We start from the raw sequence: 24,894 nt of genomic DNA, 5'->3' as shown, positions 1-24,894 counted from the left end.
TTTGTGATATGGGGTCTTGCATGAACCTGAGGCAAATCGAGGCTTTTCGCCTCATCATGCTGCGCGGCTCGATGACGGCCGCCGCGCAGGAATTGCACACCTCGCAACCCAGCATCAGCCGTTTGATCGCCGAACTCGAGGCCTCGATCGAGTTGCGGCTGTTCGAGCGCAAGGCCGGTCGCCTGACGCCAACGGACGAGGGACTGACCTTCTACCGCGAGGTCGAGCGCAGCTTCCTCGGCCTGGAGAACCTGGCGCAGGCTGCCAAGGACATCCGTTTCTTCGGCACCGGGCGTCTGCGCATCGCGGCGATGCCGGCGGTGGCGCTGGGCTTCGTGCCGCGCTGCATCCGCATCTTCAAGGAGCGCTATCCGAATGTGACGATCTCGCTGCAGATGCGCAGCGAGGCGACGGTGACGCGCTGGTCGTCCTCGCATTATTGCGACATCGGCTTCGTCGCCAACATCGTCGGTTCGCCCTCGATCGAGGTCCGCCATCTCTACAGCCTGCCGGGCTATTGCGCGCTGCCGCCGGGACATAAGTTGGCGAGCCGCGAGGTCATCGTCCCCGAGGATCTGGAGGGCGAATCCTTCATCTCGCTGGCGCTGGAGGACGGCGCCCGGGCGCGCGTCGACCGCGTCTTCGAGCGGCTGGGCGTCAAGCGCCAGCTTGCGCTGGAATCACCCTTCGGCGCGACGATCTGCGCGCTAGTCGGGCAGGGCCTCGGTATCGGCATCGTCAACCCGATCGTCGCCGACGACTATCGGCATACGGGGATCACATTCCGCCCGTTCAAGCCCGCGATCGTCTTCGAAGGCAACGCGCTGTTTCCGACGCATCACGAAGCCAATGTCCTCGTCGACGGCTTCCTGCAGATCGTCCGCGACGAGTTGCGGCAATACGAACCGGCGGAATGACCACCGCGCGCGGCATGGCGCGAAGCGTCCCAGGTCAGGAGGCGGGCGGACTCAAGGGCGGCAGGCTCGCGAAGCCGGCATCGGCATCGCGCGCAAGTTCGGCGATCGCCGTGCGGACCTTGTCGGCGAGTTCCAGCGCCAGCGCCGAACGCAAGCGCCCGGTCGCCCAGACCACGCCGATATCGTATTTCAACGCCGGCTGAAAAGGGCGCACGACGATACCGCGTCCATCGTACTCGGCTGCAGTGAATGGATCGACGATCGAGAGCCCGGCACCGGCCGCCACCAGCGAACACGCGATCATCGACAGAGGCGTCTCGACCCGCGTCAACCGGGTCACACCCGCGGTCGCGAATATCGCGTCGATCCGGTAGCGCGTCTGTGTCGATTGTTCGAGCGAGACGAAAGGCTCGTCGACGAAATCCCGCGGCTCCAGCACAGCCTTCGCCGCCAGCCTGTGACCCACCGGAATGACCGCCACGCTCTGCACCAGCGGCAGCCATTCGACGTCGATATTGGGGAAGTCGAGCGGCCCCTGTGCGAAGCCGACATCGCAGAAACCGCTCGCGACCCACTCGACAACCTGCGACGAAATGCTGCCGTAGATAGCGAGCTCGATCTCGGGTTTTTCCTTGAGGAAAGCGCCGACGATATGCTGCAGGAATCCGACATTGAAGGTCGGCAGCGCCGCGATCCGCAGCCGCCCGGAGCGACCTTCGCGCAGATTCTTCGCCGCGCTCTCGATACGCTCCAGGCCAACGAACTGGCGTTCGACCTCGCGATAGAGCGAGAGCGCCTCATTGGTCGGGACCAGGCGCGTGCCGCGCCGCTCGAACAGACGCAGGCCGAGCGCGTATTGCAGATCATGGATCAACCGCGTCACCGCCGGCTGGGTGATGTGGAGCGCGCGCGCCGCCGCGGTCACGCCGCCGGTGACGATCACGGTGCGGAAAGCCTCGATCTGGCGCGGATTTAGCATGCGATGACGTTGCCCCTCGCAGACCATAACATTTCGGCATGGATTGAACGAATCATTCGATTTGACCAAGTCGAAACTGTCGCAGACCCTCCCGCCATCACTCAAAAAATGAGGAGGGGTCTATGAAATTCGCTTGGGTAGGACTGCTGCTGACCACGACGGCGCTCGGCACGGCCGGCGCGGCCATGGCGCAGCAGAAGACAATGTTCGTCGCCGGCTATGGCGGCTCCTATGAGCAGACGATGCGCAAGGAGGTCATTCCGGCCTTCGAGAAGCAGGCCAACGTCAAGATCGAATACGTCGCCGGCAACTCCACCGATACGCTGGCCAAGCTGCAGGCGCAGAAGGGCAACCAGCAGATCGATGTCGCCATCGTTGATGACGGCCCGGCCTATCAGGCTGTGGCGCTCGGCTTCTGCGGCACGCTGACCGACGGCCCCGTCTACAAGGACGTCGCGCCGGTGATGAAGTTCAAGTCGAACAAGGGCGTAGGGCTCGGCCTCGTCGGCACCGGGCTTTTCTACAACAAGAAGATTTTCGACGAGAACAAGTGGCCGGCGCCGACCTCCTGGAACGATCTCAAGGCCAAGACCTATGGCAAGAAGATCGTGGTCCCGCCGATCAACAACACCTACGGCCTGCACGCCCTCATCGCCTTCGCGCAGCTCGGCGGCGGCGGCGAGAGCAACATCGAGCCCGGCTTCAAGGTCTTCAAGGACGAGATCAACCCGAACATCGTCGCCTATGAGCCCTCGCCGGCGAAGATGACCGAACTGTTCCAGAACGGGCAGGCCGTGCTCGGCGTCTGGGGTTCGGGCCGCGTCAAGGCCTTCGCCGACACCGGCTTCCCCGTCGAGTTCGTCTATCCCAAGGAAGGCGGCTATGCGCTCGGCGTTGCCGCCTGCCCGATTGAGGGCTCCAAGAACGCGGCCGAGGCCAACGCCTTCATCCAGTTCATGCTCTCGCCGCCGATCCAAAAGGTGATGGCGACCGGAGCCGGCTTCGGCCCGGCCAACACCACGGTGACGCTGACGACCGAGGAGCAGAAGGGCCTGCCCTATGGCGAGGATGTGAAGAAGCTCAAGGCGGTCGACTGGGACATCGCCAACGCCAAGCGCGAGGAGTGGACCAAGCGATGGAACCGCGAGGTTGAGCGGTAAGCCACGAAGCCGTCATTCTCGGGCGCCGCGCAGCGGCGACCCGAGAATCTCGTGACATGGGCATTCGCCCAAACCGCACGAGATGGTCGGGGCAGGCCCGACCATGACGCCCGCGCTCAAGCAAAAAGCGATTCAAAACACATGTCGCATCTCGTTCTCGAAGGGCTGGGCAAGTCCTACGGCAGCGCCATCGCCGTCGAAGGGCTCGACCTTTCGGTCGAGCGCGGAGAATTCGTCTCGCTGCTCGGCCCCTCCGGCTGCGGCAAGACCACGACCCTGCAGATGATCGCCGGCTTCGTGTCCGTCGACCGGGGCCGCATCCTGCTCGATGGCGGCGATCTCGTCGCCGTGCCGCCCAACAAGCGCGGGCTGGGCATCGTCTTCCAGAGCTATGCGCTGTTTCCGCATATGACGGTGGCGCAGAATATCGCCTTCGGGCTCGAGATGCGCGGGATCGGCAAGGCCGAGCGCGAGACGCGCACGCTGGAGGCGATGGCACTGGTCGGGCTGAAGGGCTTCGCCGAGCGCTATCCCAAGCGCATGTCGGGCGGGCAGCAGCAGCGCGTCGCGCTCGCCCGCGCTCTGGTGATCAAGCCGGCCCTGCTCCTGCTCGACGAGCCGCTCTCCAATCTCGACGCCAAGCTGCGCGAGGAGATGCAGAGCGAATTGCGCCAGATCCAGCGCTCGATCGGCACGACGACGATCCTCGTGACCCATGACCAGCACGAGGCGATGGCGCTCTCGGACCGTATCGTGCTGATGAACCAGGGCCGCGTCGAGCAGATCGGCGCGCCCGACGCCGTCTATGGCAAGCCCGCCAGCGCCTTCGTTGCAAGCTTCCTCGGCAAGACCAACGTGCTGCGTGGCACCGGCGATGGCAGCGGCGCGGTCAGCATCGGCGCCTTCTCCCTGCCGATCCCGGGCGCAGGCGCAGGCCCGGTCCAGCTCGCGGTCCGGCCGGAGCGGCTCAGCCTGGCTGCGGCAGGCGCGTCCGGTTTCGAGGCGCGCGTGACCAGCCGCGTCTTCCAGGGCGCGCATTGGCTGCTGACAGCCGACAGCGCAGCCGGCCCGCTCATCCTAATGCGCCATAATGACGGCCACCCCGTCCCCGCCGAGGGCGACGCCGTGAGGCTGAGCTTCGCAGCGGCGGACGCCGCGCTGCTTGCGGCGGGGGATGCGAGATGAATCGCGCCCTCTCACAACGCGCCACGCCCTATTGGCTGACAGGACCGGCCCTGCTCGTCTTCCTCGGCCTGGTCGTCATTCCCCTGGCGATGACCGTGCTGCTCTCCTTCTACGATTGGGGCCAGTACAAAGGCATCGTGCCGGAGTTCACGCTGAAGAACTTCCACGAGATCTTCACCGATTCCTATTTCTTCGAGATCTTCCTGCGCACCTTCCGGATTGCCGTGCTGGTGACGCTGTTTTGCATGCTGATCGGCGTGCCGGAGGCCTATATTCTCAACCGCATGTCGCCGGCCTGGCGCGGCATCTGCCTGCTCGCCATCATCGGGCCGCTCCTGGTCTCCGTCGTGGCGCGCACGCTTGGCTGGGCACTGCTCTTGGGCTCGACCGGCCTCGTCAACCAGGGACTGATGGCAGCGGGACTGATCCGCGCTCCACTCGAATTCATGTTCACCGAAACGGGCGTGGTCGTGGCGCTGATCCATGTCCTCATCCCTTTCATGATCCTCGCCGTCTGGGCCTCGCTGCAGCGGCTCGACCCGCAGATCGAGAACGCCGCGCTCTCGCTCGGCGCGAGCCGGATCACGATCTGGCGGCGCGTGATCCTGCCGCAGATCGTGCCCGGTATGCTGTCTGGCGGCATCATCGTCTTCGCGCTGGCGGCGAGCGCCTTCGCCTCGCCCGCGATTATTGGCGGAAGACGACTCAAGGTCGCCTCCACGCTCGCCTATGACGAGTTCCTGAACACGCTGAACTGGCCGCTCGGCGCGGCCGTCGCCGTGCTGCTGCTCTCCGCCCTCGTCGCCATCACCGTCGGCTCCAACCGGCTGATCGAACGCCGCTACGCACAGGTGTTCGAATGAGACGCAACGGCCCGCTCGCGCTCTGCTTCCACGCACTTTTCGTCATCTTCATGCTGGCGCCGCTGCTGATCGTCTGCGTCGTCGCCTTCACGCCCGAGGGCTATCTCTCGCTGCCGACGCGCGGCCCGAGCCTGCGCTGGTTCAAGGCGATCTTCGACTATCCCGAATTCATCCGCGCCTTCCGCGACTCGCTCTGGCTCGCGGCCCTGTCCTCGACGGTCGCGATCATGCTCGCCGTGCCCGCCGCGCTCGCCATCGCCCGCCACCGCTTTCCCGGGCGCGAGGCTTTGACCACGCTGTTCATGTCACCCTTGATGGTGCCCCATGTCGTGCTCGGCATCGCCTTCCTGCGCTTCTTCACCCAGATCGGGCTCTCCGGAACCTTCCTCGGCCTGGTGCTCAGCCACATCATCGTGGTGCTGCCCTTCGCGCTCCGGCTCGTGCTCGCCGCCTCCTACGGCATCGACCAGCGCATCGAGCATGCGGCGATCTCGCTCGGCGCCGGCCATGCCACGGTGTTCCGACGGGTGACGCTGCCCTTGATCCTGCCCGGCGTGGTCTCGGGTTGGCTGCTGGCCGCGATCAACTCCTTCGACGAGGTGACGATGACCGTCTTCATCGCCTCGCCCGCGACCGTGACCTTGCCCGTCCGGATGTTCCTCTACATCCAGGACAATATCGATCCTCTCATCGCAGCCGTCTCGGCCTGCCTGATCGCCCTCACCGCCGGTCTCCTGATCGCGCTGGACCGGCTGTTCGGGCTCGACCGGCTGTTCGTCGGAACCGGAAAAGGCTGAAGCAGCGTGTCGTCCAAGAGCAATCGTCCATGAGCAATCACACGGAACCTGACGTCGTCGTCATCGGCGGCGGCGTGGTCGGCGGCGCGATCGCGCTGGGGCTCGCCCGCAGCGGCGCGCGCGTCACCATCCTCGACGAAGGCGACACGGCGTTTCGGGCCTCGCGCGGCAATTTCGCGCTGGTCTGGGTGCAGTCGAAAGGCTTCGGCATGCCGGAATACGCGATGTGGTCGCGCCGTTCGGCCGATGACTGGCACGGGCTTGCCAACATCCTCAGTGAAGAGACCGGTATCGACCTCGCCCACAGCCAGCCCGGCGGCTTCATGCTCTGCCTGTCGCAGGACGAACTCGGGAAGCGCGTCGATGCGATGCATCGCCTGCACAACCAGACGACGCTGACCGACTTCCCCTATGAAGTCCTCGACCACGCCGAGACGAAACGGCGCCTGCCCGATATCGGCAAGGACGTGGTCGGCGCGATCTACTCCCCGCTCGACGGCCATGTGAACTCGCTCAAGCTGTTCCGGGCGCTGCGCGAGGCGACGACACGTCGCGGCGTCGATTACCGACCCAACTGCCCGGTCGAGAGCATCACGCCGCGTGATGGCGGCTTCCGCATCAATGGCCCCTGGGGCGAGATCGCCACGGCCAAGGTCGTGCTCGCAGCCGGGCTCGGTAATGCCCGGCTCGCGCCCATGGTCGGCCTGGACGCGCCGGTGAAGCCGAGCAAGGGCCAGATCATCGTCACCGAGAAGACCGCGCCCTTCCTGCACAACCCGATGGTGACGGTCCGCCAGACCGATGAGGGCGGCGTCATGATCGGCGACAGCCAGGAGGATCGCGGCTTCGACACCGTCGTCGGCCAGCCGATCCTCTCGGTCATGGCCGAACGCGCGGTCAGGATGTTCCCGCGCCTCGCCGGGCTGAACGTGGTGCGGACCTGGTCGGCGTTGCGCGTGATGAGCCCGGACGGCTTCCCGATCTATGACCAGTCGCTGAGCTGCCCGGGCGCCTTCGTCGTCACCTGCCATTCCGGCGTGACGCTGGCCGCCAACCATGTCCTGACGCTCGCCCCCGCCATTCTCTCCGGCGTGCTGCCCGAGGCGGTCGCGAGCTTTTCCGCACGGAGGTTCCATGTTTAGGCCCATGCCTGACGCCAAGAGCGCCGCCACGCTCAGCTTCAGCTTCGACGGCCGCCGGCTGAGCGGCCGCGACGGCGACACGGTCGCGGCCTCCCTGCTGGCGAACGGCGTCACAGTCTGCCGCGAGACCCCGGTCTCCGGCGCACCGCGCGCGCCCTATTGCCTGATGGGCGTCTGCTTCGAATGCCTCGTGGTCATCGACGGCGTCGGCAACCGGCAAGGCTGCATGGTGCCGCTGCGCGATGGCATGACGATCGAAACCCAGCATGGCCGGCGTCAGCCCGAGGAGACGCAAGGATGAAGCCCCTCACCGAAATCGGCCAGCTCGCCGAGCATTACGACCTCGCCGTCGTCGGCGCCGGTCCCGCCGGCCTCTCGGCCGCGGCACGCGCGAGCGAGCTCGGCCTTTCCGTGCTGCTCGTCGACGAGAACCCGGCGCCGGGCGGCCAGATCTACCGTTCGATCACGACGACGCCGGTCTCCGACCGCGCCGTGCTCGGCCAGGACTATTGGCGCGGCCTGGACATCGTCGCCCGCTTCGAGCGTTCGGCAGCCGCCTATGCTGCGCGCTGCACCGTCTGGTCGATCGCCCCCGACGTGGAGTCGGATGGATCGCCCTTCGAAATCGGCCTCTCCCTCGGTGGCCGCGCCCGCCTGATCACCGCCGGGCAGGTCATTCTGGCGACCGGCGCGCAGGAGCGCCCCTTCCCGATCCCGGGCTGGACCCTGCCCGGCGTGATGACGGCCGGCGCGGCGCAGATCGCGCTGAAGAGTTCGGCGATCATCCCCAAGGGCCGCACCGTGATCGCCGGCTGCGGGCCGCTGCTCTATCTCCTGGCGGGTCAGCTCGCTGCTGCCGGCGCCGAGATCGTCACCGTCCTCGACACCACGCCCCGGCGCAACTGGCCGGCCGCGCTCGCGGCACTGCCGGACTTCCTGCGCTCGCCCTATCTCGCCAAGGGGCTCAAGCTGATGGCCAAGGCGCGCCGCAGCCTGCGCTTCCTTGGTGGCGTCACCAGCCTCGCAGTCGAAGGCTCGGGCCGGCTCTCCGCCGTCCGCTTCGAGCGCAGCGGCGCCTCCGAGAGCATCGCCTGCGATACGCTCCTGCTGCATCAGGGTGTCATCCCGAGCGTCAACCTCTCCAATGCCGCCGGCTGCGCGCATGATTTCGATACCGTCCAGCATTGCTGGGTGCCGCAGCTCGACGACTGGTTCGCCTCTTCCGTGCCGGGCATCGCGATCGCCGGCGACGGCGCCGGCATCGGCGGGGCCGAGAGCGCGGCGCTGCGCGGCGAGATCGCGGCACTCGACACGGCCAGGCGGCTTGGCCGTATCACCACCCCGGAGCGCGATAATCACGCTGCTCCGATCCGAGCGGCACTCGGGCGCACGCTGCGCGGCCGCCGCTTTCTCGACCTGCTCTACAAGCCGGCCGCGCAATTCCTCGCTCCAATCGTGGACGACACCATCATCTGCCGCTGCGAGGAGGTCACCGCCGGGCAGGTGCGCGACGCCGCCAAGCGTCTCGGCGTCACCGGCCCCAACCAGATGAAGGCTTTTCTGCGCTGCGGCATGGGTCCCTGCCAGGGGCGGCTTTGCGGGCCGACCGTGGTCGAGCTGATCGCAGAGGCGCGCGGCACGACTCCCGCCGAGGTCGGCTATTACCGCCTGCGCCCGCCGGTGAAACCGGTGACGCTGGCCGAGCTCGCCTCGCTGCCGCAGAGCGAGGCGGCCGTCAAAGCGGTGGTCCGGTGAGCGCAGAGCGCCGCAGCGCCGATGTCATCGTCATCGGCGGCGGCATCCATGGCTGCTCGACCGCGCTGCACTGCGCCTTGCGCGGCCTCTCGGTCATCCTGATCGAGAAGGACCATGCCGGCCGCCATGCCTCGGGCGTCAATGCCGGCGGCGTGCGCCAGCTCGCGCGCCATGTCGCGGAAATCCCACTCTCCAACACCTCGATGGCGCTCTGGCATGGGATCGCCGCGCTCGTCGACGATGATTGCGGCTTCACCTCGGACGGCCAGGTGCTGGTCGCAGAAAACGAGGCCGATCTCGCCGGTTGCCGCGCCCGCGTCGAAGATCTCAACCTGCGCGGCTTCCATCATGAGGAGATGATCGACGCCAGGGAGCTGCGCGAGATCGTCCCGGCCGTCTCCGAAACCTGCCCCGGCGGCGTGATCTCGCGCCGCGACGGCGCTGCCATTCCGCTGCGCGCCACCCAGGCTTTCAAGCGCAAGGCCGCCGAAATCGGTGCGACGATCCGCGAGGGCGTCAAGGTCACGAAGGTCGAGCGCGACGGCGCGAACTGGCGCGTCGTCACCGATGCCGGTGATTTCCTCAGCCCCCGCATCGTCAACGCCGCCGGCGCCTGGGCCGACCGCATCGCGGCTGATCTCGGTGAGCCCGTGCCGCTGGAGGTGATCGCACCGATGCTGATGATCACCGCGCCGATGCCGGCCTTCATCAAGCCCGTCGTCATCCTGCGCGGCCGAAAACTCTCCTTCAAGCAGTTCGGCAACGGCACCGTCCTGATCGGCGGCGGCTATCTCGGCCGCGCCATCCGCGACGAGAACAGGACGATTCTCGACTGGGGCAAGCTCGCGACCAACGCGAAGACGGTCTGGGACCTGTTCCCGATCATGCGCGGGGCGCCGATCCTGCGCGCCTGGGCCGGGATCGAGGCGCGCATGCCCGACGATCTGCCCTGCTTCGGCCCAAGCGCCAGGCATGAGGGCGTCTATCACCAGTTCGGCTTCTCGGCCCATGGCTTCCAGCTCGGGCCGGGCGCCGGCGCCGTCATGGCCGAGATCATCGCGACCGGCCACAGCAATGTGCCCATCGACGGGCTCGACATTGCCCGCTTCGCGCCAACGGCGCACTAACCTTTTCAACCTGGAGAAAGACCATGACGATCACCCGTTCCATCCGCACGCCGATCCAGAACCGCGTCGTCCAGACCGGTGGGCTGGTCTTCGTCGGCGGCACCACCGCCGATGACACGACACAGTCGATGGGACCGCAGACCCAGAACATCCTGACCAAGATCGAGGGCTATCTCGGCGAGGTCGGCCTCGACCGGACAGCGATCGTCGCCGCGACGATCTTCGTCACGGACCTGTCGATGAAGAAGGAGATGGACCCGGTCTGGACCGCTTTCTTCGGCGAAGGCCTGCCGACCCGCGCCACCGTCGGCGTCGCCGATCTCGGCGGCACCACACTGATCGAGGTCGTGGTCACCGCCGCCAAGGGCTGATCGAGCATTTCAAACCAAGCGCCTCCGCCTTCAGGCGGAGGCGCTTGGTCTCATGTACCGCACTTATAGGCGGTGCCCGCCGTGCTCGGGCCTTTCCACTTGATGTCGGCGACGGATGACTCGACATGGGTCGCGCCCAGCTCGGCGCCGCCGGCCTTCAACCGCGCCAATGCCGCATCGCGCGCCTGATCCCTGAGCAGCACCTTGCCCAATGGCGATGCGCCCTCAAGCTCGCCGAGCTTCTGGCACTTCTCGACGACGCTCTTGGTATCGGTGACGACCACCGTATTCGAGCGCGAGTTCGGGATCACGCAGGCCGAAAGCGCGAGCAGGGGCAAAAGCAGGAGGGAACGCAGCATCGGGCCTATCCTTAGAGCGTTTTCGAGCGAAGTGGACAGCGGTTCGCGTGAAGAAAACGCGTTAAAATAAAAATGAGCAGCAGCGCGCGACGCGCCCGCCGCCATGATCCCCGCTATTGCCGTATTTTCAAGGCCCGGTCGCGAGAAAACTAGAGCGTTTTCGAGCGAAGTGGATACCGGTTCGCGTGAAGAAAACGCGTCAAAACAAAGATCTAGAGCAATTGAACGATCCAATCGGATCGGAAATTGCTCTGGCCGCCGGCCTCAGGCAGGCTCCGGCATTCGCGTCGTCGGGCCGCCGAGATGAAGCACGGCATCGAGCAATTCGCGCGCATAAGCCGTCGCGGGCGCGCTGAACACCATGCGGCTTTCGCCCTGTTCGACCACACGCCCGTTCTGCAGCACGACAGTGCGCTCGCACATCATCCTGACCACGTTGAGGTCATGGCTGACGAAGAGCAGCGCCAGCCCATCCTCGCGACGCAAGCGGTCGAGCAGTTGCAGGATCACCGCCTGGACAGAGACATCGAGCGCCGCCGTCGGCTCGTCGAGCACGAGCAGCCGCGGCCGGCAGGCGATGGCGCGCGCGATGCCGACGCGCGCCTTCTGGCCGCCCGAGAGCTGGTGCGGAAAGCGCTCCAGCAATTCGCTCGGCAAACCGGCGCGCTCGGCGCATTCGCTGACCCGCCCCGCCAGCGCCGACCCATTCTTCATGCCGAGCAGGCGACGCAATGGGTGGGCGATGCAATCGAAGGCATTGAAGCGCGGATTGAGACTGTCGGTCGGATCCTGAAAGACGATCTGGATATCCCTGCGGAATTCGCTGCGATGGAAATCGCGCGCCGGCAGCGAACCGATCGCGCGGCCATCGAACAGGATCTCGCCTTCGCTCGGGTCGATCAACCGGCAGATCATGCGCGAGATCGTACTCTTGCCCGAGCCGGATTCCCCGACCAGGCCCAGACTCTCGCCGGCCGCAATGCTGAAGGAGACGTCGTCGACCGCCGTGACGCCGCCATCATAGCGCTTCACCAGATTCTGAACCTCAAGCAGCAGCGGAGTGCCGGGAGCGGGCTTGGGGCGTAAGAGTTCGACGGCCGGCACGGCGCCGGCGCCTTCCGGCGCGAGATCGGCGATCGTCGAGGTCGCAGTCGGAGAAGCAGCGACGAGGCGCTTGGTATAGGGGTGCTGCGGCGCGCTGAAGAGCGTCGCGGGCGCGGCCTGTTCGACGACCTGGCCCCGCTCCATCACCACCGCACGCTGGCAATAGCGCGAGGCAAGGCCGAGATCATGCGTGATCAGGATCATCGCCATGCCACGCTGCGCCGTGATGCGGGCGACGAGGTCCATCACCGTCTTCTGCGTGGTGACGTCGAGCCCCGTCGTCGGCTCGTCGGCAATCAGCAGGGCCGGCTCGCAGGCGATCGCTATCGCGATCATCACGCGCTGGCACATGCCGCCCGAGAGTTCGTGCGGGTAGGCGTCGAGCCGCTTTTCCGGATCGCGGATCAGCACCGCCTTGAGCAGGTCGAGCGCGCGCGCCCGCCCCTCGCTCGCCGAGATGGGCTCATGCGCCATGATCGCATCCGCGATCTGCCGGCCGACGCTGCGGATCGGGTTCAGCGCGCCGCGCGGGTTCTGGAAGATCATCGAGATCGCCGCGCCATGCAGGGAGCGCAATTGCTTCGACGAGGCCCTGCTGATGTCCTGCCCCTTGAAGCGGATGCTGCCTTGCGAGATGCGCCCCGCCGCGTCGAGCAATCGCGTGATCGCGAACGCCGTCACCGATTTGCCCGAGCCGCTCTCGCCAACGATGCCCAGCGTCTCGCCGGCGGCAACGGAGAGGCTGACGCCGCGCACGGCCTCGACGGTTCCGCTACGGGTCGAGAAGCGCACATGCAGATCGTCGATGGCGAGCAAAGGCTCGCTGATCATGGCGTCCATCGCCTTTAAGTCCGCATGCGCGGGTCGAGGATGTCGCGCAGCCCATCGCCCAGCAGGTTGAAGCAGAGCACGGTCAGCATCAGCGCCAGCCCCGGAAACGCGACGAGCCACCATTTCCCGGTCGAGATGAAGCGTGCGCCCTCGGCGACCATGATGCCCCATTCCGGCGTCGGCGGCTTGACCCCGAGCCCGATGAAGGAGAGCCCTGCGGCGTTCAGGATCGCCCAGCCGAGATTGAGCGAGACCTGCACCGCCATTGCCGGCAGCACATTGGGCAAGAGGAAGCGCAGCACAACCGAGACATGGCTGTCGCCGCAGGCGCGCGCCGCCTCGACCCAGCCGGCATTGCGCCGGACATTCACCTCGGCGCGGGCGAAGCGGATATAGAAAGGCAGGTTGATGATCGCGGTCGCGATGACGATGTTCTCGACCCGGTTGCCGAGCGCCGCCACCATCGCCATGGCGAGCACGAACAGCGGAAACGCCATCAGCACATCGACGAAGCGCCCGACATAACGGTCGAGCCGGCCCCCGGTATAACCGCAGAGCGCCCCGATGACCGCCCCGATGACGAAGGAGAGCGTCACCGCCGAGGCTGCGATCGCGAGATCCAGCCCCGCCGCCACGATCAAGCGGCTGAAGACGTCACGGCCGAGTTGGTCGGTGCCCGCCCAGTATTTTGCGCTCGGCGGCAGCAACGCGTTGGGCACGTCGGACGCGATCGGGTCATAAGGCACGATCCACGGCCCGATGACGGCGAGCACGCAGAGCGCGAAGGCACCCGCCGCTGCGAACGCCGTGACCGGGTTGCCGCGCAGGATCCAGACGGTGTGGCGCAGCGTCGCGGAGGTCATAGACAAGCTCCTCCGTCATTCCGGGGCGCGCCGAAGGTGCGAACCCGGAACCCACGACTGGGTGATCGCCAGGGTTTTCCCGAGTTCACCCGGTCGTGGGTTCCGGGTTCATCGTGGAGTTTATCCTTGGGCCGACCACAGGTCGGACCCGAGGGCGATGCCCCGGAATGACAGATGTGGGCACAAGCCATCATTCCACCGACACCCTCGGATCGGCGATGCCGTAGAGCACGTCCACCGTCAGGTTCACCAGGACGAAGATCGACGCCATCAGCAGTACGAAACCCTGTACCGGCGCGTAGTCCGAGGAAAGCAGCGCGTCGAGCGCATAGGACGCGACGCCCGGCCAGGAGAACACCTTCTCGACCAGCACATTCGCGCCCAGCATGGTCGAGAACACGATGCCAGCGATGGTCAGCACCGGCAGAAGCGCGTTCCGCAGGGCGTAGGTGACGATGACCTTGCGCCGCGACAGGCCAAGCGAGCGCGCGGTGCGGACGAAATCGCTGCCGAGTGAGGCCAGCATCGCCGCGCGCGTGATCCGCGCCAGCGGCGCGACCACGAAGAGCGCCATGGTGAAGGCGGGCAGCACGAGTTGGCTCGCAGCGGCGCGCCAACCCTCCCAATCACCGGCCAACGCAAAATCGATCAGCAGGAAGCCCGTCACCAAGGGTGGCGGCGAGGTGAAGATGTCGACCCGTCCGGTCGGATCGGGCGCGAAGCCGAGCAGGTAGTAGAAAACATAGATCAGCAGCAGCCCGGAAACGAAGGTCGGTACGCAGACGCCGAGCGCGCAGATGAAGCGCACGATATGGTCGATGCCCGAACCTTGCCTCAGCGCAGCCGCGACACCGAGCGGCACCGCCGTGACCAGCGCGATCAACAGCGCGGAGAAGGTGAGTTCGAGTGAGGCCGGCAGCCGCGACTTCAGATCGCTCAGCACCGGCTGGCCCGTGGTCAGCGAGCGCCCGAGATTGCCCGTGCCGATATCGCCGAGATAGCGCAGGAGCTGCTCCGGCACCGGCTTGTCGAGCCCCATCTGCTTGCGGATCGTCTCGATTTCCTCCTTGCCCGCCGTCGGGCCCGAGGCGAAGAACACCGCCGGATCGCCCGGCAGCACCCGCATCAGCAGGAAGGTGAAGACGAGCACGCCGAACAATGCCGGCAGGGACGAGGCGAACCGCCAGCCCGCGCGCTTGGCCGTGATGGAGAGCTGGGACATGTCAGGCCTTGTCCACGCATCCTTGCGCCGTCATTCCGGGCGCAGCCCCCGGGTCCGATCTTCGATCGGCCCAAGGATAAACTCCGCGGAGACCCGGAATCCATCGTAGGGCGCTGTCGAACTCTATGATGGATTCCGGATCGGCGCCGCTTCGCGGCTTGTCCGGAATGACGAAGGAGGCTGCTCCTCTCACTTCCGGCTCAGATCGCGGAAATCGATCTGCCGGTGGAACTGGTAGACATAGCCGTCGATCGACGACGCCATCACCGCGTCCTGCGAGGGCTGCCAGAGCGGGATCTGCGGCATCAGTTCGAAATGGCGCGTGTTCAGATCCTTGCCATAGCTTGCGTATTTCGCCTTGTCGGCCTCGAAGCGGGCGGCCTGCGCCCATTCCGTGATCTTGGCGTCGTCGAGCGAGGCATAGTTCCAGCGGATCGGGCCGATATAGAAGTTGCGGTAGAAGTAATCCATCGAGGGCAGCCAGGCGACGATGCCCTCGGTGAAGAACGGCACTTTCTTCTCATTGATCAGCGTCGACATCTGCGCGTCCGGCAGCTTCTGGATATCGACCTTGATGCCGACCTTGCCGAGCGATTCCTTGAGCAGCGCCGCCATCGGCTCGGCCGTGCCGGCCTGGCCGACATTGAAGGAGAAAGTGGTCGAGAAGCCGTCGGGGAGGCCGGCCGCCGCAAGCTGCTTCTTGGCCTCGGCGAGGTCCGTCTTCAGCGGCTGCGGGATCGGGAAGACCTCTCCGGTCGGGGCCTTGCCGTCAGGCCAGTTCGCGCCATAAAGCGGCGCCCCGCGCCCGAACAGGGCCGCCTTGAACATGTCGTCATAGGGCAGCGCCGCGGCGATGGCACGCCGGACCTCGATCTTGTCGAAGGGCGGCATCTGGTTGTTGAACGAGACGAAGGTGATCGAATTGTACTGAGGCGTCGAGACGACCTTGAGCTTGCCCTTCTTCTCCAAGTCGGCGGCATCGGTCGCCTGCAGGTCGATGACGATGTCGGCATCGCCTTTCTCGACCAGATTGGCGCGCGTGGCGGCTTCCGGCACGGTCTGGGTGATGATGCGCTTGAAGCTCGCCGGTTTGTCGGCCGAGCCACGATTCCAGTCCGGATTGCGGCGCAGGATCGTGGTCTCGCCCGGCTTGTAGCTTTCGATGATGTAGGCGCCGGAGCCGGCGGTGTTGTCCTTGAGCCAGTTCAGCGCCCAGGGATCCTCAGCCGTCGCATGCGACTTCGCCAGCTTCGAATTGATGATCACGGGATAGACCACAGCAAGGTTCGCCAAGGCCAGCTTGTCGGGCTTGGGCAGCGTGACCTCGAAGGTGTGGGCGTCGATGATCTTGAACTGATCCGGGCTGGTCAGCGAGCCGGTCAGCAATTGGCCCTTGCCCAGGACATTGGCGCTGACTTCACGGTCGAGCGACCATTTCACATCCTCGGCCGTCACCGGCGTTCCGTCGTGGAACTTCGCGTCCTTGCGCAGATTGAAGGTGATCTTCAGCCCGTCGGGGCTGACCGTGTAGCTCTCAGCCAATTCCCCGCGGATGCTGTCGAGATCGAACACCCATTTGCCGTTGAGCTGCTTCCTGCCGAAGGAGAGCAACCGGTCATAGGTCAGGAGGCTCAGGCCGAAGGCCTCGCGGGTCGAGCCCGGAATGTTGGGGTCGAGTGTGTTGATGGCCGCGCCGGTGACATGGCGCAGCGTCTCGGCGCGTGTCTGCGCCAGCGCCGGCGCAACCAGGAGCGCAGTCGAGGTCAAGAGCGCGGCTGCAAGCCAGCCCGTCCGCACGATCGTCATAGTCGTTTCCCTCTTCATCGGCGCAGTCGTCAGGTTGGTTCCTAGAGCCGGATGATTTCAGATGGGATCACAGAGTGATCCCATCTGAAATCTGAATCCGTCTCTCATCCAGGAGTGAGAGCAGGATTCTATGCGAAAAACCGGTGCCCACTTTTTCGCATCCTGCTCTCGCGGAACCGGATGCAAGCGTGGTGCCATGCAACGCATCATCTCCCCTCCCGCCCGAGGCGGGAAGCATCCTTTCCCTTCCACCCGAGAAAGGATCAGCGCAGCACGGCTTGGGGCACGTCATAGGCCTGGAACGAAGCCCAGTGCCGCTCGACATCGGCGCGGAACAGCCCGCGCGTGATGCCCGAGACGAGCTTGGGCACCGCCGTGGTCATCGCGTTGATCGAGGAACCGGACGCCCCGAAACTCATCGTCGAGGCAATGGTGAAGAGATGGATGTCGCGGATCCAGGGCGTCGCGCCCGGCGCGCGCTCGGTCAGCGCGTAATCATCGGCGAGATAGGGGAAGCGGCCGAGCCGGTCGTCACGCTCGGCAGCCGGCGGCGCATAGCGGTCTGCCCAGGAGGCGATGTTGCCGGCAAAGCCCGCAAGCTCCGGCCGCACGGAGAGATCGATCTCGATACCAGCGGCAGCGATGACGAAATCGACCGTGAGCGAGCCTTGCGGCGTCGCGATCTCGACACCGCCGGACCCGTCGATCGCGCTCAGAGCAGGCGCGCCGAGATGCAGGGAAAAGGCGTCGTGGCGGGCGCAGCGGTCATAGGTCGCTTGCGGAAACCCTTCCCGCAGCGCCAGGACGGCGCTCATGAAACGCCAGCGCCAGGCATCGTCGAGGTCGCTGAGATGGCGCAGGAAGCCGCGAAAGGTCAGCCAGCGATAGGGCTGGATCACTTGCGCCTCGGGCCGGCGGCAGAGCAGATGCACCTGCGCCGCCCCGGCCTCCAGCGCTGTCGCGGCATTGTCGAAAGCCGACGCACCGGCCCCGATCACCGCGACACGCTTGCCCGCAAGCGCGGCGAAATCGATCGGCTCGGCGCAATGCGCGCAGCGTGAGGCCGGCAGCGCCATGAGCGGCGCCGGCATGGTCCAGTCGCCCAGGCTCTCCTGCCCGGTTGCGAGCACGATCTTGCGGGCATGCAGCGTCTCGGCCTTGCCACCGCAGCGCAGCGTCACCGCCAGCAGCCCGCCGGCGGGGGCGATATCGACCACCTCCGCCTCGTTGCGAACGGGGATGCCGACGACATGGCGAAACCAGCCAAGATAATCCGCCCAGAGTCCTTTCGGGATCAACGCCAGCTCATCCCAGCTTTCGACACCGAATTTGGCCTCGTGCCAGGATTGGTAGGTCAGGCTCGGCACATCGAGATCGGGGCCGGTGAAATCCTTCGGGCTGCGCAGCGTGTGCATGCGCGCATAGGAGCGCCATGGCCCTTCTTGCCCCGCAGCCGCCTTGTCAAGCACCAGGATGTTGGTGACTTGCGAGCGCTGCAGGCCGAAGGCTGTCGCCAGCCCCGACTGGCCGCCCCCGACCACGATCACGTCATAGGCCGGCTTGCCGTCCGGCCCCGGAACCGGCTCGAGCCAGGGCGCGCTGGGATGGGCGGTGCGGGCGAGATCGCCAGCGATGCGGCTCTCGAGAACCGATAATCCGTCATGCTTCATGGCAACATCCCATGCAGTGATCATGCCGGAAACCGGTCACGCGGCAAGCCAGCCGCCATCGACCACCAGCGTCGTCCCCGTGCTGAACGAGGAGGCGTCGCCGGCGAGATAGAGCGCGGCTTGCGCCACCTCCTCGGCGCGGCCGAAGCGCTTCATCGCATGGCGGTTGCGCGAGGCCTCGCGCAGCGGCTCGGGCTCGGCATGGCGGGCAAAACTGCGCCGCAGCATCGGCGTATCGATCGCGCCCGGAGCGATCGCGTTCACGCGGATGCCGTCTCCGGCATAGTCCAGCGCCATCGTCCGGGTCAGACTGAGGATTGCCCCCTTAGCCGCGATATAGGCGCTGTTGCCGCGCCCACCGGCCAGAGCCAGTTGTGAGGCGAAGGTCACGATCGCCCCACCACCCTGCCGCTGCATCGCCGGGATCACAGCCTTGGCGAAGAGGAAGGTGCCACCGACATTGGCGCGGAAGACGGCGTCCCAATCCTCGGGTGTGGTCGTCGTCACCGTACCGCCGCAGGAAAAGCCGGCAGCCGTCACCAGCACGTCGATACGGCCGAAGCGCGCGAGCACCTGTTCCGCCACGCCATCGGCGAAGCCCGGCAAGCCGACATCGCCGATATGAGCACAAGCCTGCCCGCCGGCCTCGATGATCAGCACCACCGTCGCCTGCGCCGCCTCGGCATCGCGATCGATGACTGCGACGCACGCGCCTTCGCGAGCAAAGAGCAGTGCGCTCGCCTGCCCGATTCCCGAGCCGGCGCCGGTCAGCAGCGCGACCTTTCCCTCAAGCTTCATCGCCCAGGCCCCTCATCGTCCAAGTCCTTGTCATCGTCCAAGTCCTTGTCATCGCCCGAGCCCCCGGCCATGCGCCCGCCACCAGACGGCCAGTGCATTTGCCGACTCCGCCACACCAGTTGCGGCAGCCCAGCCGAATTCCTCCCTCATCCGCAAAGTGGACAGCGGCGCGCGGTCGCCCGGTCCGTGCAGGTCGATCGTCGCCGCCTCGCCGGGCTCAGCCAGGCGGCAGGTGAAACCGGGAAAATTGGCCGCCAGCGCCTGGCCCCACTCCAGGGCCGCGAAGTGCCGTGCCGTCGAGATGTTGTAGAGCCGATGGCGCAAGGCCGGCGCGCCCACCACGATCCGCACCGCCTCGGCGAGATCGGGCGCATAGATCCAGTCGCGCAGGCCCGGTCGGGGCAGGATCGCGGGCTCGTCCTTCCCAGCAGCGGCGAGGATCTGGCCTTGCGGACTCAGTGTGTCGCGTACGCCCGTCGCACGCTCCCAAGGGCCGAAGACGCCGCTGAGCCGCAAGGAGACCAGGTCGAGCCCCCAGAGATCGGCCAGCCGGCCGCCGACGCGCTCGCTCGCCCATTTGCTGATCGCATAGAGGCTGACCGGATCGCCCGGCGTCTCCTCGCCGAGCTCCGGATAGTGCTCTCCGGCCATCCCATAAGCAGCCGCCGAACTCAGATTGACGATGCGCCGCACACCCGCAGCCCGCGCCGCCTCCAGGATCGGCACCTGAGCGAGCAGATTGACCTGCAGGATCGTCTCGGGGTCGCGCGCATCGCGCGCCGCTCCAGCGGTGATCGCAGCACCCATGATGACGACGTCCACGCCGGGCTTCACCACTTCGGCAATCGCGACCTTGTCGGTGACGTCCCCCTGGACAGCGGTCAAGCGCCCCGGCAGCCGGGAAAAGGCCTTCCCGATGGCGGCAGGCAACGCCAAGCGGTCGAACACAACAACGTCGTCGCCTTTCGCCAACATCGCCTCCGCGATGTTGAGCCCGACGAAACCGACACCGCCAAAGATCAGGATTCTCAAGAAACGCCCCTTCACACAGCTTGTGGGCAGCACGGCTGACCTAAGCGCCCAGCCGTGTCACCCACAAGCCCGACCGATCCCGATCATGCCCGCATCTTTGGCGCGGCGGCGCAAATTTCGCCCATCCTGGCCGCGCGCTTCCGTGGAACCGGGCCGGCATGTCGCATTGCATCGGCGCGAACCATGGTCTAGGCGTCGCGCGACACCTGCAGAGGCCGCGCGCCACCCGCCGCCGCGCCTGGAGCAGGATGCGAAAAGTGGGAACCGGTTTTTCGCATAGATCCAGCTTTCACCTTCGGTGAGAGACGGTTTCAGACATTGGGACTTCAGCCGCCGCATCGCGCGGCCCGTCCATTTTCCGAAAGGACCCGATCATGGCCCGCAAGAAATCGAAGCCGCTCGATGCCGAATTCGTGATGTTCGACGTCGTCTATACCGACGGCTCGCGCCGCTCCAACCGGCGGGTGCCGACCGCATTGCTCGGCGGCCTCGACGGCGACGAGCCGGCGCGCGAGGCCATCATGGAGCAGGATCGCGCCATCGCCGAGAAATCCGGCATGCCAGCCCTGGAAATCGCCACTCTCGCCCGCTCGGGCAAGGTCGTGGAGAAACCTGGGCGCAAGGCCGGCTAAACGAAGGCGCTCGCAAGGCCACGCAGTATTCCCATGACGATCGGACCGGCTTAAACCAACAGGCGCGGTTGTTCTTGACCTGCAACGGCGCGTGTATTTTAAGTCCTTGCTCCATTGGGAGGCTGAAAAGGAAAAATTGATGCGTACCCTTCTCATCGTTGGCGCCCTGGCCGCCGTAGTTGCTGGCTGCCAGACGCGGCAGGAATCGCTGGTCGACGCCGAAATCACCTGCGAGTCGCAGGGCTTCCGCCCCGGCACCCGCGCTTATCAGCAGTGCCGCTCGGCCAACTACACCGAGAACCGCCGCGCCAACTCCGAAGCCAGCAGCGCTGTTGCGGCCGGCGTCGCCGCTGGCGTCATCGGCGGCGCGCTCGTTGCCGCTGACAACCGCTCCTATTATGGCCGTGGTTACTATGGCCGCCGTGGCTACTGGTATTGATAGCTGAACACCGACGAGCCCATCTGATCTGACAGGCTCGTCCGTGTGAAAATCAAAACCCCGCGGCCGAAAGGCTGCGGGGTTTTTCGTGGCCACAAGAGCATTGCGCGAAAAAGTGGGGAGCGGCTTTTCGTGGGGAGCAATGCTTTCAGCTCCTGGATCGATCACGTCGCATTCGGACGTTTCCGCCCGAATGCGACGTGATCGAGGCCGGGCTGTCAGCGCTTCGGTGCGGCGCGCTTGCGCGCAGGAGCCGCGTCGCTGCTCGACGAACCCAGCAACGATCCGAGCGCATAGACCGCCAGCCCGATCCCGAGCAGCGCCGCGATCGGCTCCTTCTGAGCCCGCTGCGCGATCATACGGCCGCCATAGCCGGCATAGTCGCGCGCATCGCCGCCATAGGCGTTCAGCCATTGCTGGCCGCTCTTCAAAGCGCCCTCGCCTGACTTGGCGGCATCCTTGCCGTAATCACCGATCAGGCCACGCAGCCTGTCGAAATCAGGCTGGTAGCGCTCCCAGCGCGATGCGGGCGGTGAGCGCAGGCTCGCCCAGGCGATCAATCCGATGCCCAACGCACCCAGCCCGAATGCGACGACGGGATTGCGCTCGACCACGCGTATCACCGCCTGGCCGCCCTCGCGGGCGGTCTCGACCGGGTCGATATCCGTCAAGGCGTCCTTGGCGCGGGAGTAGCCGCCCCTGACCGTCTCCGTCGCCCTGTCGGCGACATCGGCGGCCTTGGCCCGCAGGCCGCTGGTCGCGTTGTCGATCTCGTCGCCGGCTTCGTTCCAGCCTTTCGGCATGTCGGGCGGAAACTTGTTCATGGTCGCCATTGCGAACCTCCTTCCATACACAGATCCATGCCTAATGAACGAGGCAGCGATGCGAGAGTTCCGCCCGGCGGAAAGGACGCGACGCATCGACGCCCGGTTTCCGCCCTTCGCCAGCCCTTAATTCACGCGGGCGCGGGCCTGCGCGCAAAGCCGGGCCTGCTCGCAAAGTATTGCCGGCAAAGGCTTGTTTCGGACGGCCCTCGGTCATGACAGCGCCAAGATTGGATGGGATTCAGCATCATCCATCCCAATCGAGCAATCATTCCAATCGAGAAGGAGACGCTCATGCAAACACAGCACCTCCAGATCGCGCGCCCTGGCGTGATGTCGGACCCGGAATGGATCGCCCTCGAGAGCATCGACGAGCAGACCACCCATTTCATCTTCGACGATGAGATGCTGGTCGTGCTGAAGGATCGTGGCCTCGTCGAACCGCTCGGCGGGCGCTGGCTCGTCACCGAGCATGGCCAGAAGGCGCTGAACGAGCGCAGCCTCTAGAGCATTGCGCGAAAAGTGGGCACCGGTTTTCGCGTGAGCAATGCTCTAAGCTTTTAGAATCGACCACGTTTTTCGCATTCGGCGTTTCCGCCCGAATGCGACGTGATCTGAGCCCACTCTCCTCTGGCCCACCCAGACTTCGCAGCCTATCCTTCATCCCGACGCGACTGCACATGCCGCTGGAACTCTGGCGACCCTGGTATGGGCGCGTCTGCCGCCGCTCCTTCGACTGCGAATCCCATGGCCAAGCCCGTCAGCATCACGATTTCCCATGAGCTCGGCCGCGAGGCCGCGCTCGCGCGCATCCGTGGCGGCGTCGATCGCATCCGCGACAAGCTCGGCATGGTGAAGATGCAGCTCGTCGAGGAGGAGTGGCGCGACGACACGCTGGATTTCGGCGTGGCCGCGCTGGGCTACACGGTGCGGGGCAGCCTCACCGTCGAGGAGACGCTGGTGCGCGTCGAGATGATGCTGCCCTGGGTGCTGGCGACATTCGCCGAGGCACTGAAGCTCGGCGTCGAGAAGCAGGGTCGCGTCCTGCTGGACAAGCCGAAGGCCTGAGGCCACCGATCGTGCCGACGGCCGCCTGGCGGAAACGCCACCTCGCCCCGTCGAAAGCGCTCTGAAAAGACCGCCTCAAGGTTGAAATTGCGTGACCCAGACGCCATGCTTCGAGTGTTCTCTCGAGCCACCATCTGCCTTCCGTAGTCCTGCCGCCTTCCGTAATCCTGCCCGCCTTCTGGAGACCTGATGCATCCTGGCCCGCTGATCGCCATTCTCGTCGCGGGCCTGTGCCTCGCCTTCATCTTCGGAGCGCTTGCTCAGAAGCTGCGCTTCTCTCCCCTGGTCGGCTATCTCCTCGCTGGCGTCGCAGTCGGGCCCTTCACCCCCGGTTTCGTCGCCGATCAAGGCCTCGCCAACGAACTGGCCGAGATCGGCGTCATCCTGCTGATGTTCGGCGTCGGCCTGCATTTCTCGCTGAAGGACCTGCTCTCGGTCAAAACGATCGCGGTCCCCGGCGCTCTCGTCCAGATCGCGGTGGCGACCTTGCTCGGCCTGGGCCTGGCGCTTTCGCTCGGCTGGGGCTGGGTCGCGGGTCTCGTCTTCGGGCTCGCGCTCTCGGTCGCCAGTACCGTCGTGCTGCTGCGCGCACTCCAGGAGCGCCGGCTGGTCCAGACCGAGAAAGGCAAGATCGCGGTCGGCTGGCTGATCGTCGAGGACCTCGCCATGGTGCTGGCGCTCGTCCTGATCCCGACCATCGCCGACGCCCTGAATGGTGCCAGGCCCGGTACGCCCGTTCCGCTCTCCGGGCAGTTCGACCTTGGCCTCTGGGGCGTGCTGGGGCTGACGCTCGCCAAGGTCGTGGCCTTCATCGCCTTCATGCTCATCGTCGGGCGGCGCGTCATCCCCTGGGTGCTGCATTGGGTCGCCCATACCGGCTCGCGCGAGCTGTTCAGGCTCGCAGTGCTGGCCCTGGCGCTCGGCGTCGCCTTCATGGCGGCGAGCCTGTTCGGCGTCTCGTTTGCGCTCGGCGCCTTCTTCGCCGGCATGATCTTGAACGAATCGCCGTTGAGCCAGCGCGCCGCCGAGGAATCGCTGCCGCTGCGCGACGCCTTTGCGGTGCTGTTCTTCGTCTCCGTCGGCATGCTGTTCGACCCCGGCATCCTGCTGCGCGCGCCGCTGCCCTTGCTGGCGACACTCGCCATCATCCTGTTCGGAAAATCGCTCGCCGCCTGGCTGATCGTGCGTGCCTTTGGCCGCTCGAATGCCGTCGCCCTGACCATTTCCGCGTCGCTGGCGCAGATCGGCGAGTTCTCCTTCATTCTGGCGGGCCTGGGCGTCTCGCTGGCGATCCTGCCTGAACAGGGCCGCGACCTGATCCTGGCGGGCGCGATCCTTTCGATCCTGCTCAACCCGGTGCTGTTTGCGATCATCGAGCGCTTCACCATGGAGGCGAGCCCGGCGAAGCCCAAGCCGAGCGCCGCCAAGCCGGAGCCCGAGCCGGAGCCCGAGCGCGACATCGTCCCCACGACCTTGAGCGATCACATGGTCGTCGTCGGCTATGGCCGGGTCGGCGCGCTCCTGGGCGCGGGCCTTGTAGCGCATGGCGAGACCCTGCTCGTCATCGAGGAACAGCCCGAAGCCGTCGCCGCAGCCAAGGACCAGGGTGCCGCGGTGCTCATCGGCAACGCTGCCGATCCAGACGTGCTGGCCGCCGCCGGCCTGGCGCGGGCGCGCCGGCTCTTCGTCGCCATTCCCGAGAGCTTCGAGGCCGGCCAGGTCTGCGAACAGGCGCGACGCGACAATCCCGAATTGCCGATCATCGCCCGCGCCCATTCCGACGCGGCAGTCGAGCATCTGACCAGATGCGGCGCGAGCCTGACGATCATGGGCGAGGCGGAAATCGCCCGTGCCATGCTGGCGCTATGCGGCGCGCCTCCAGCGAATGGCGAAGCCTCTGCGGACAAACAATCGGTTTAAGATCGCCCGAACCACGTCGTCATCCTGGGC

25 protein-coding genes are annotated in these 24,894 nt (G+C 66.1%); 15 read left to right on the top strand and 10 right to left on the bottom strand.

Annotated elements, in window-relative coordinates; translation table 11 throughout:
- Nucleotides 1–20: 20 nt before the first annotated feature.
- Entirely contained in the window at nt 21–917 is an 897-nt protein-coding gene (locus ACSQ3P_RS18555) for a LysR substrate-binding domain-containing protein (RefSeq protein ID WP_436166981.1), read from the top strand.
- Between the two features lie 34 nt (nt 918–951).
- Here ACSQ3P_RS18555 and ACSQ3P_RS18550 read toward each other — a convergent pair whose 3' ends face one another.
- Nucleotides 952–1,896: a LysR substrate-binding domain-containing protein gene (locus ACSQ3P_RS18550; RefSeq protein ID WP_436166980.1), complete on the bottom strand. Its 945-nt coding sequence runs from the start codon at nt 1,894–1,896 to the stop codon at nt 952–954.
- 122 nt (nt 1,897–2,018) lie between these two features.
- Between ACSQ3P_RS18550 and ACSQ3P_RS18545 the strand changes: the two genes are divergently transcribed.
- From ACSQ3P_RS18545 to ACSQ3P_RS18505, 9 genes are all read left to right on the top strand, one after another.
- On the top strand, nt 2,019–3,056 hold the full coding sequence (locus ACSQ3P_RS18545; RefSeq protein ID WP_436166979.1) for an ABC transporter substrate-binding protein: 1,038 nt from the start codon (nt 2,019–2,021) through the stop codon (nt 3,054–3,056).
- Nucleotides 3,057–3,197: 141 nt separating this feature from the next.
- Nucleotides 3,198–4,241, top strand: coding sequence for an ABC transporter ATP-binding protein (locus tag ACSQ3P_RS18540; protein WP_436166978.1), 1,044 nt, complete (start codon nt 3,198–3,200; stop codon nt 4,239–4,241).
- Entirely contained in the window at nt 4,238–5,104 is an 867-nt protein-coding gene (locus ACSQ3P_RS18535) for an ABC transporter permease (RefSeq protein ID WP_436166977.1), read from the top strand. Before ACSQ3P_RS18540 ends, ACSQ3P_RS18535 begins: the two co-directional genes overlap by 4 nt.
- Nucleotides 5,101–5,901: an ABC transporter permease gene (locus tag ACSQ3P_RS18530; RefSeq protein ID WP_103718419.1), complete on the top strand. Its 801-nt coding sequence runs from the start codon at nt 5,101–5,103 to the stop codon at nt 5,899–5,901. Before ACSQ3P_RS18535 ends, ACSQ3P_RS18530 begins: the two co-directional genes overlap by 4 nt.
- A 29-nt stretch (nt 5,902–5,930) precedes the next feature.
- The gene (locus ACSQ3P_RS18525; protein WP_436166976.1) at nt 5,931–7,043 is read left to right on the top strand and encodes an NAD(P)/FAD-dependent oxidoreductase; all 1,113 of its coding nucleotides are present in this window, start codon (nt 5,931–5,933) and stop codon (nt 7,041–7,043) included.
- Nucleotides 7,036–7,344 carry a (2Fe-2S)-binding protein gene (locus ACSQ3P_RS18520; protein ID WP_436166975.1) on the top strand — a complete coding sequence of 103 codons (309 nt, stop codon included), beginning with the start codon at nt 7,036–7,038 and terminating at the stop codon, nt 7,342–7,344. The genes ACSQ3P_RS18525 and ACSQ3P_RS18520 overlap by 8 nt, the downstream gene beginning before the upstream one ends.
- Entirely contained in the window at nt 7,341–8,798 is a 1,458-nt protein-coding gene (locus ACSQ3P_RS18515) for an FAD-dependent oxidoreductase (RefSeq protein WP_436166974.1), read from the top strand. Before ACSQ3P_RS18520 ends, ACSQ3P_RS18515 begins: the two co-directional genes overlap by 4 nt.
- Nucleotides 8,795–9,925: an NAD(P)/FAD-dependent oxidoreductase gene (locus ACSQ3P_RS18510; protein ID WP_436166973.1), complete on the top strand. Its 1,131-nt coding sequence runs from the start codon at nt 8,795–8,797 to the stop codon at nt 9,923–9,925. Before ACSQ3P_RS18515 ends, ACSQ3P_RS18510 begins: the two co-directional genes overlap by 4 nt.
- 23 nt (nt 9,926–9,948) lie before the next feature.
- Nucleotides 9,949–10,296 carry a RidA family protein gene (locus ACSQ3P_RS18505; protein ID WP_092171893.1) on the top strand — a complete coding sequence of 116 codons (348 nt, stop codon included), beginning with the start codon at nt 9,949–9,951 and terminating at the stop codon, nt 10,294–10,296.
- Between the two features lie 50 nt (nt 10,297–10,346).
- Here ACSQ3P_RS18505 and ACSQ3P_RS18500 read toward each other — a convergent pair whose 3' ends face one another.
- The 8 genes from ACSQ3P_RS18500 to ACSQ3P_RS18465 all read right to left on the bottom strand — a co-directional run bounded on the left by ACSQ3P_RS18500 (nt 10,347) and on the right by ACSQ3P_RS18465 (nt 19,981).
- Nucleotides 10,347–10,655, bottom strand: a complete 309-nt coding sequence (locus ACSQ3P_RS18500) for a hypothetical protein (RefSeq protein ID WP_310159452.1) — start codon at nt 10,653–10,655, stop codon at nt 10,347–10,349.
- A gap of 264 nt (nt 10,656–10,919) precedes the next feature.
- The gene (nikE, locus tag ACSQ3P_RS18495) at nt 10,920–12,587 is read right to left on the bottom strand and encodes a nickel ABC transporter ATP-binding protein NikE (RefSeq protein ID WP_436167188.1); all 1,668 of its coding nucleotides are present in this window, start codon (nt 12,585–12,587) and stop codon (nt 10,920–10,922) included.
- A 17-nt stretch (nt 12,588–12,604) separates the two neighbouring features.
- Nucleotides 12,605–13,453, bottom strand: a complete 849-nt coding sequence (locus tag ACSQ3P_RS18490; protein ID WP_436166972.1) for an ABC transporter permease — start codon at nt 13,451–13,453, stop codon at nt 12,605–12,607.
- A 190-nt stretch (nt 13,454–13,643) separates the two neighbouring features.
- A complete protein-coding gene (locus ACSQ3P_RS18485; protein WP_069688812.1) occupies nt 13,644–14,675 on the bottom strand; it encodes an ABC transporter permease in 1,032 nt (343 codons plus the stop codon).
- Between the two features lie 189 nt (nt 14,676–14,864).
- Nucleotides 14,865–16,481, bottom strand: a complete 1,617-nt coding sequence (locus tag ACSQ3P_RS18480) for an ABC transporter substrate-binding protein (RefSeq protein ID WP_436166971.1) — start codon at nt 16,479–16,481, stop codon at nt 14,865–14,867.
- Nucleotides 16,482–16,744: 263 nt separating this feature from the next.
- Nucleotides 16,745–18,151, bottom strand: coding sequence for an FAD-dependent oxidoreductase (locus ACSQ3P_RS18475; RefSeq protein ID WP_436166970.1), 1,407 nt, complete (start codon nt 18,149–18,151; stop codon nt 16,745–16,747).
- A 36-nt stretch (nt 18,152–18,187) separates the two neighbouring features.
- A complete protein-coding gene (locus tag ACSQ3P_RS18470; protein WP_436166969.1) occupies nt 18,188–18,949 on the bottom strand; it encodes an SDR family oxidoreductase in 762 nt (253 codons plus the stop codon).
- Nucleotides 18,950–18,997: 48 nt separating this feature from the next.
- A complete protein-coding gene (locus tag ACSQ3P_RS18465; protein ID WP_436166968.1) occupies nt 18,998–19,981 on the bottom strand; it encodes an NAD-dependent epimerase/dehydratase family protein in 984 nt (327 codons plus the stop codon).
- Between the two features lie 374 nt (nt 19,982–20,355).
- Between ACSQ3P_RS18465 and ACSQ3P_RS18460 the strand changes: the two genes are divergently transcribed.
- Together ACSQ3P_RS18460 and ACSQ3P_RS18455 are read left to right on the top strand one after the other, a co-directional pair.
- Nucleotides 20,356–20,613, top strand: a complete 258-nt coding sequence (locus tag ACSQ3P_RS18460; protein ID WP_436166967.1) for a hypothetical protein — start codon at nt 20,356–20,358, stop codon at nt 20,611–20,613.
- 139 nt (nt 20,614–20,752) lie between these two features.
- Nucleotides 20,753–21,052, top strand: a complete 300-nt coding sequence (locus ACSQ3P_RS18455; protein ID WP_436166966.1) for a hypothetical protein — start codon at nt 20,753–20,755, stop codon at nt 21,050–21,052.
- 218 nt (nt 21,053–21,270) lie between these two features.
- Here ACSQ3P_RS18455 and ACSQ3P_RS18450 read toward each other — a convergent pair whose 3' ends face one another.
- Nucleotides 21,271–21,885 carry a hypothetical protein gene (locus ACSQ3P_RS18450; RefSeq protein WP_436166965.1) on the bottom strand — a complete coding sequence of 205 codons (615 nt, stop codon included), beginning with the start codon at nt 21,883–21,885 and terminating at the stop codon, nt 21,271–21,273.
- A 285-nt stretch (nt 21,886–22,170) separates the two neighbouring features.
- Here ACSQ3P_RS18450 and ACSQ3P_RS18445 point away from each other — a divergent pair, with 285 nt between their 5' ends.
- The 3 genes from ACSQ3P_RS18445 (at nt 22,171) to ybaL (ending at nt 24,864) form a co-directional block, all read left to right on the top strand.
- Nucleotides 22,171–22,383: a hypothetical protein gene (locus ACSQ3P_RS18445; protein WP_436166964.1), complete on the top strand. Its 213-nt coding sequence runs from the start codon at nt 22,171–22,173 to the stop codon at nt 22,381–22,383.
- A gap of 240 nt (nt 22,384–22,623) precedes the next feature.
- Nucleotides 22,624–22,944, top strand: a complete 321-nt coding sequence (locus ACSQ3P_RS18440; protein ID WP_436166963.1) for a polyhydroxyalkanoic acid system family protein — start codon at nt 22,624–22,626, stop codon at nt 22,942–22,944.
- Nucleotides 22,945–23,133: 189 nt separating this feature from the next.
- A complete protein-coding gene (gene ybaL, locus ACSQ3P_RS18435; RefSeq protein WP_436166962.1) occupies nt 23,134–24,864 on the top strand; it encodes a YbaL family putative K(+) efflux transporter in 1,731 nt (576 codons plus the stop codon).
- The last annotated feature ends 30 nt before the right edge of the window (nt 24,865–24,894 follow it).

Origin of the sequence: Allobosea sp. LjRoot9, from assembly GCF_964252745.1 — a bacterium.
Lineage (GTDB): Bacteria > Pseudomonadota > Alphaproteobacteria > Rhizobiales > Beijerinckiaceae > Allobosea.
The sequence above is the reverse complement of the archived record's forward strand: the minus strand, read 5'-3'. Positions and strand labels throughout refer to the sequence as shown.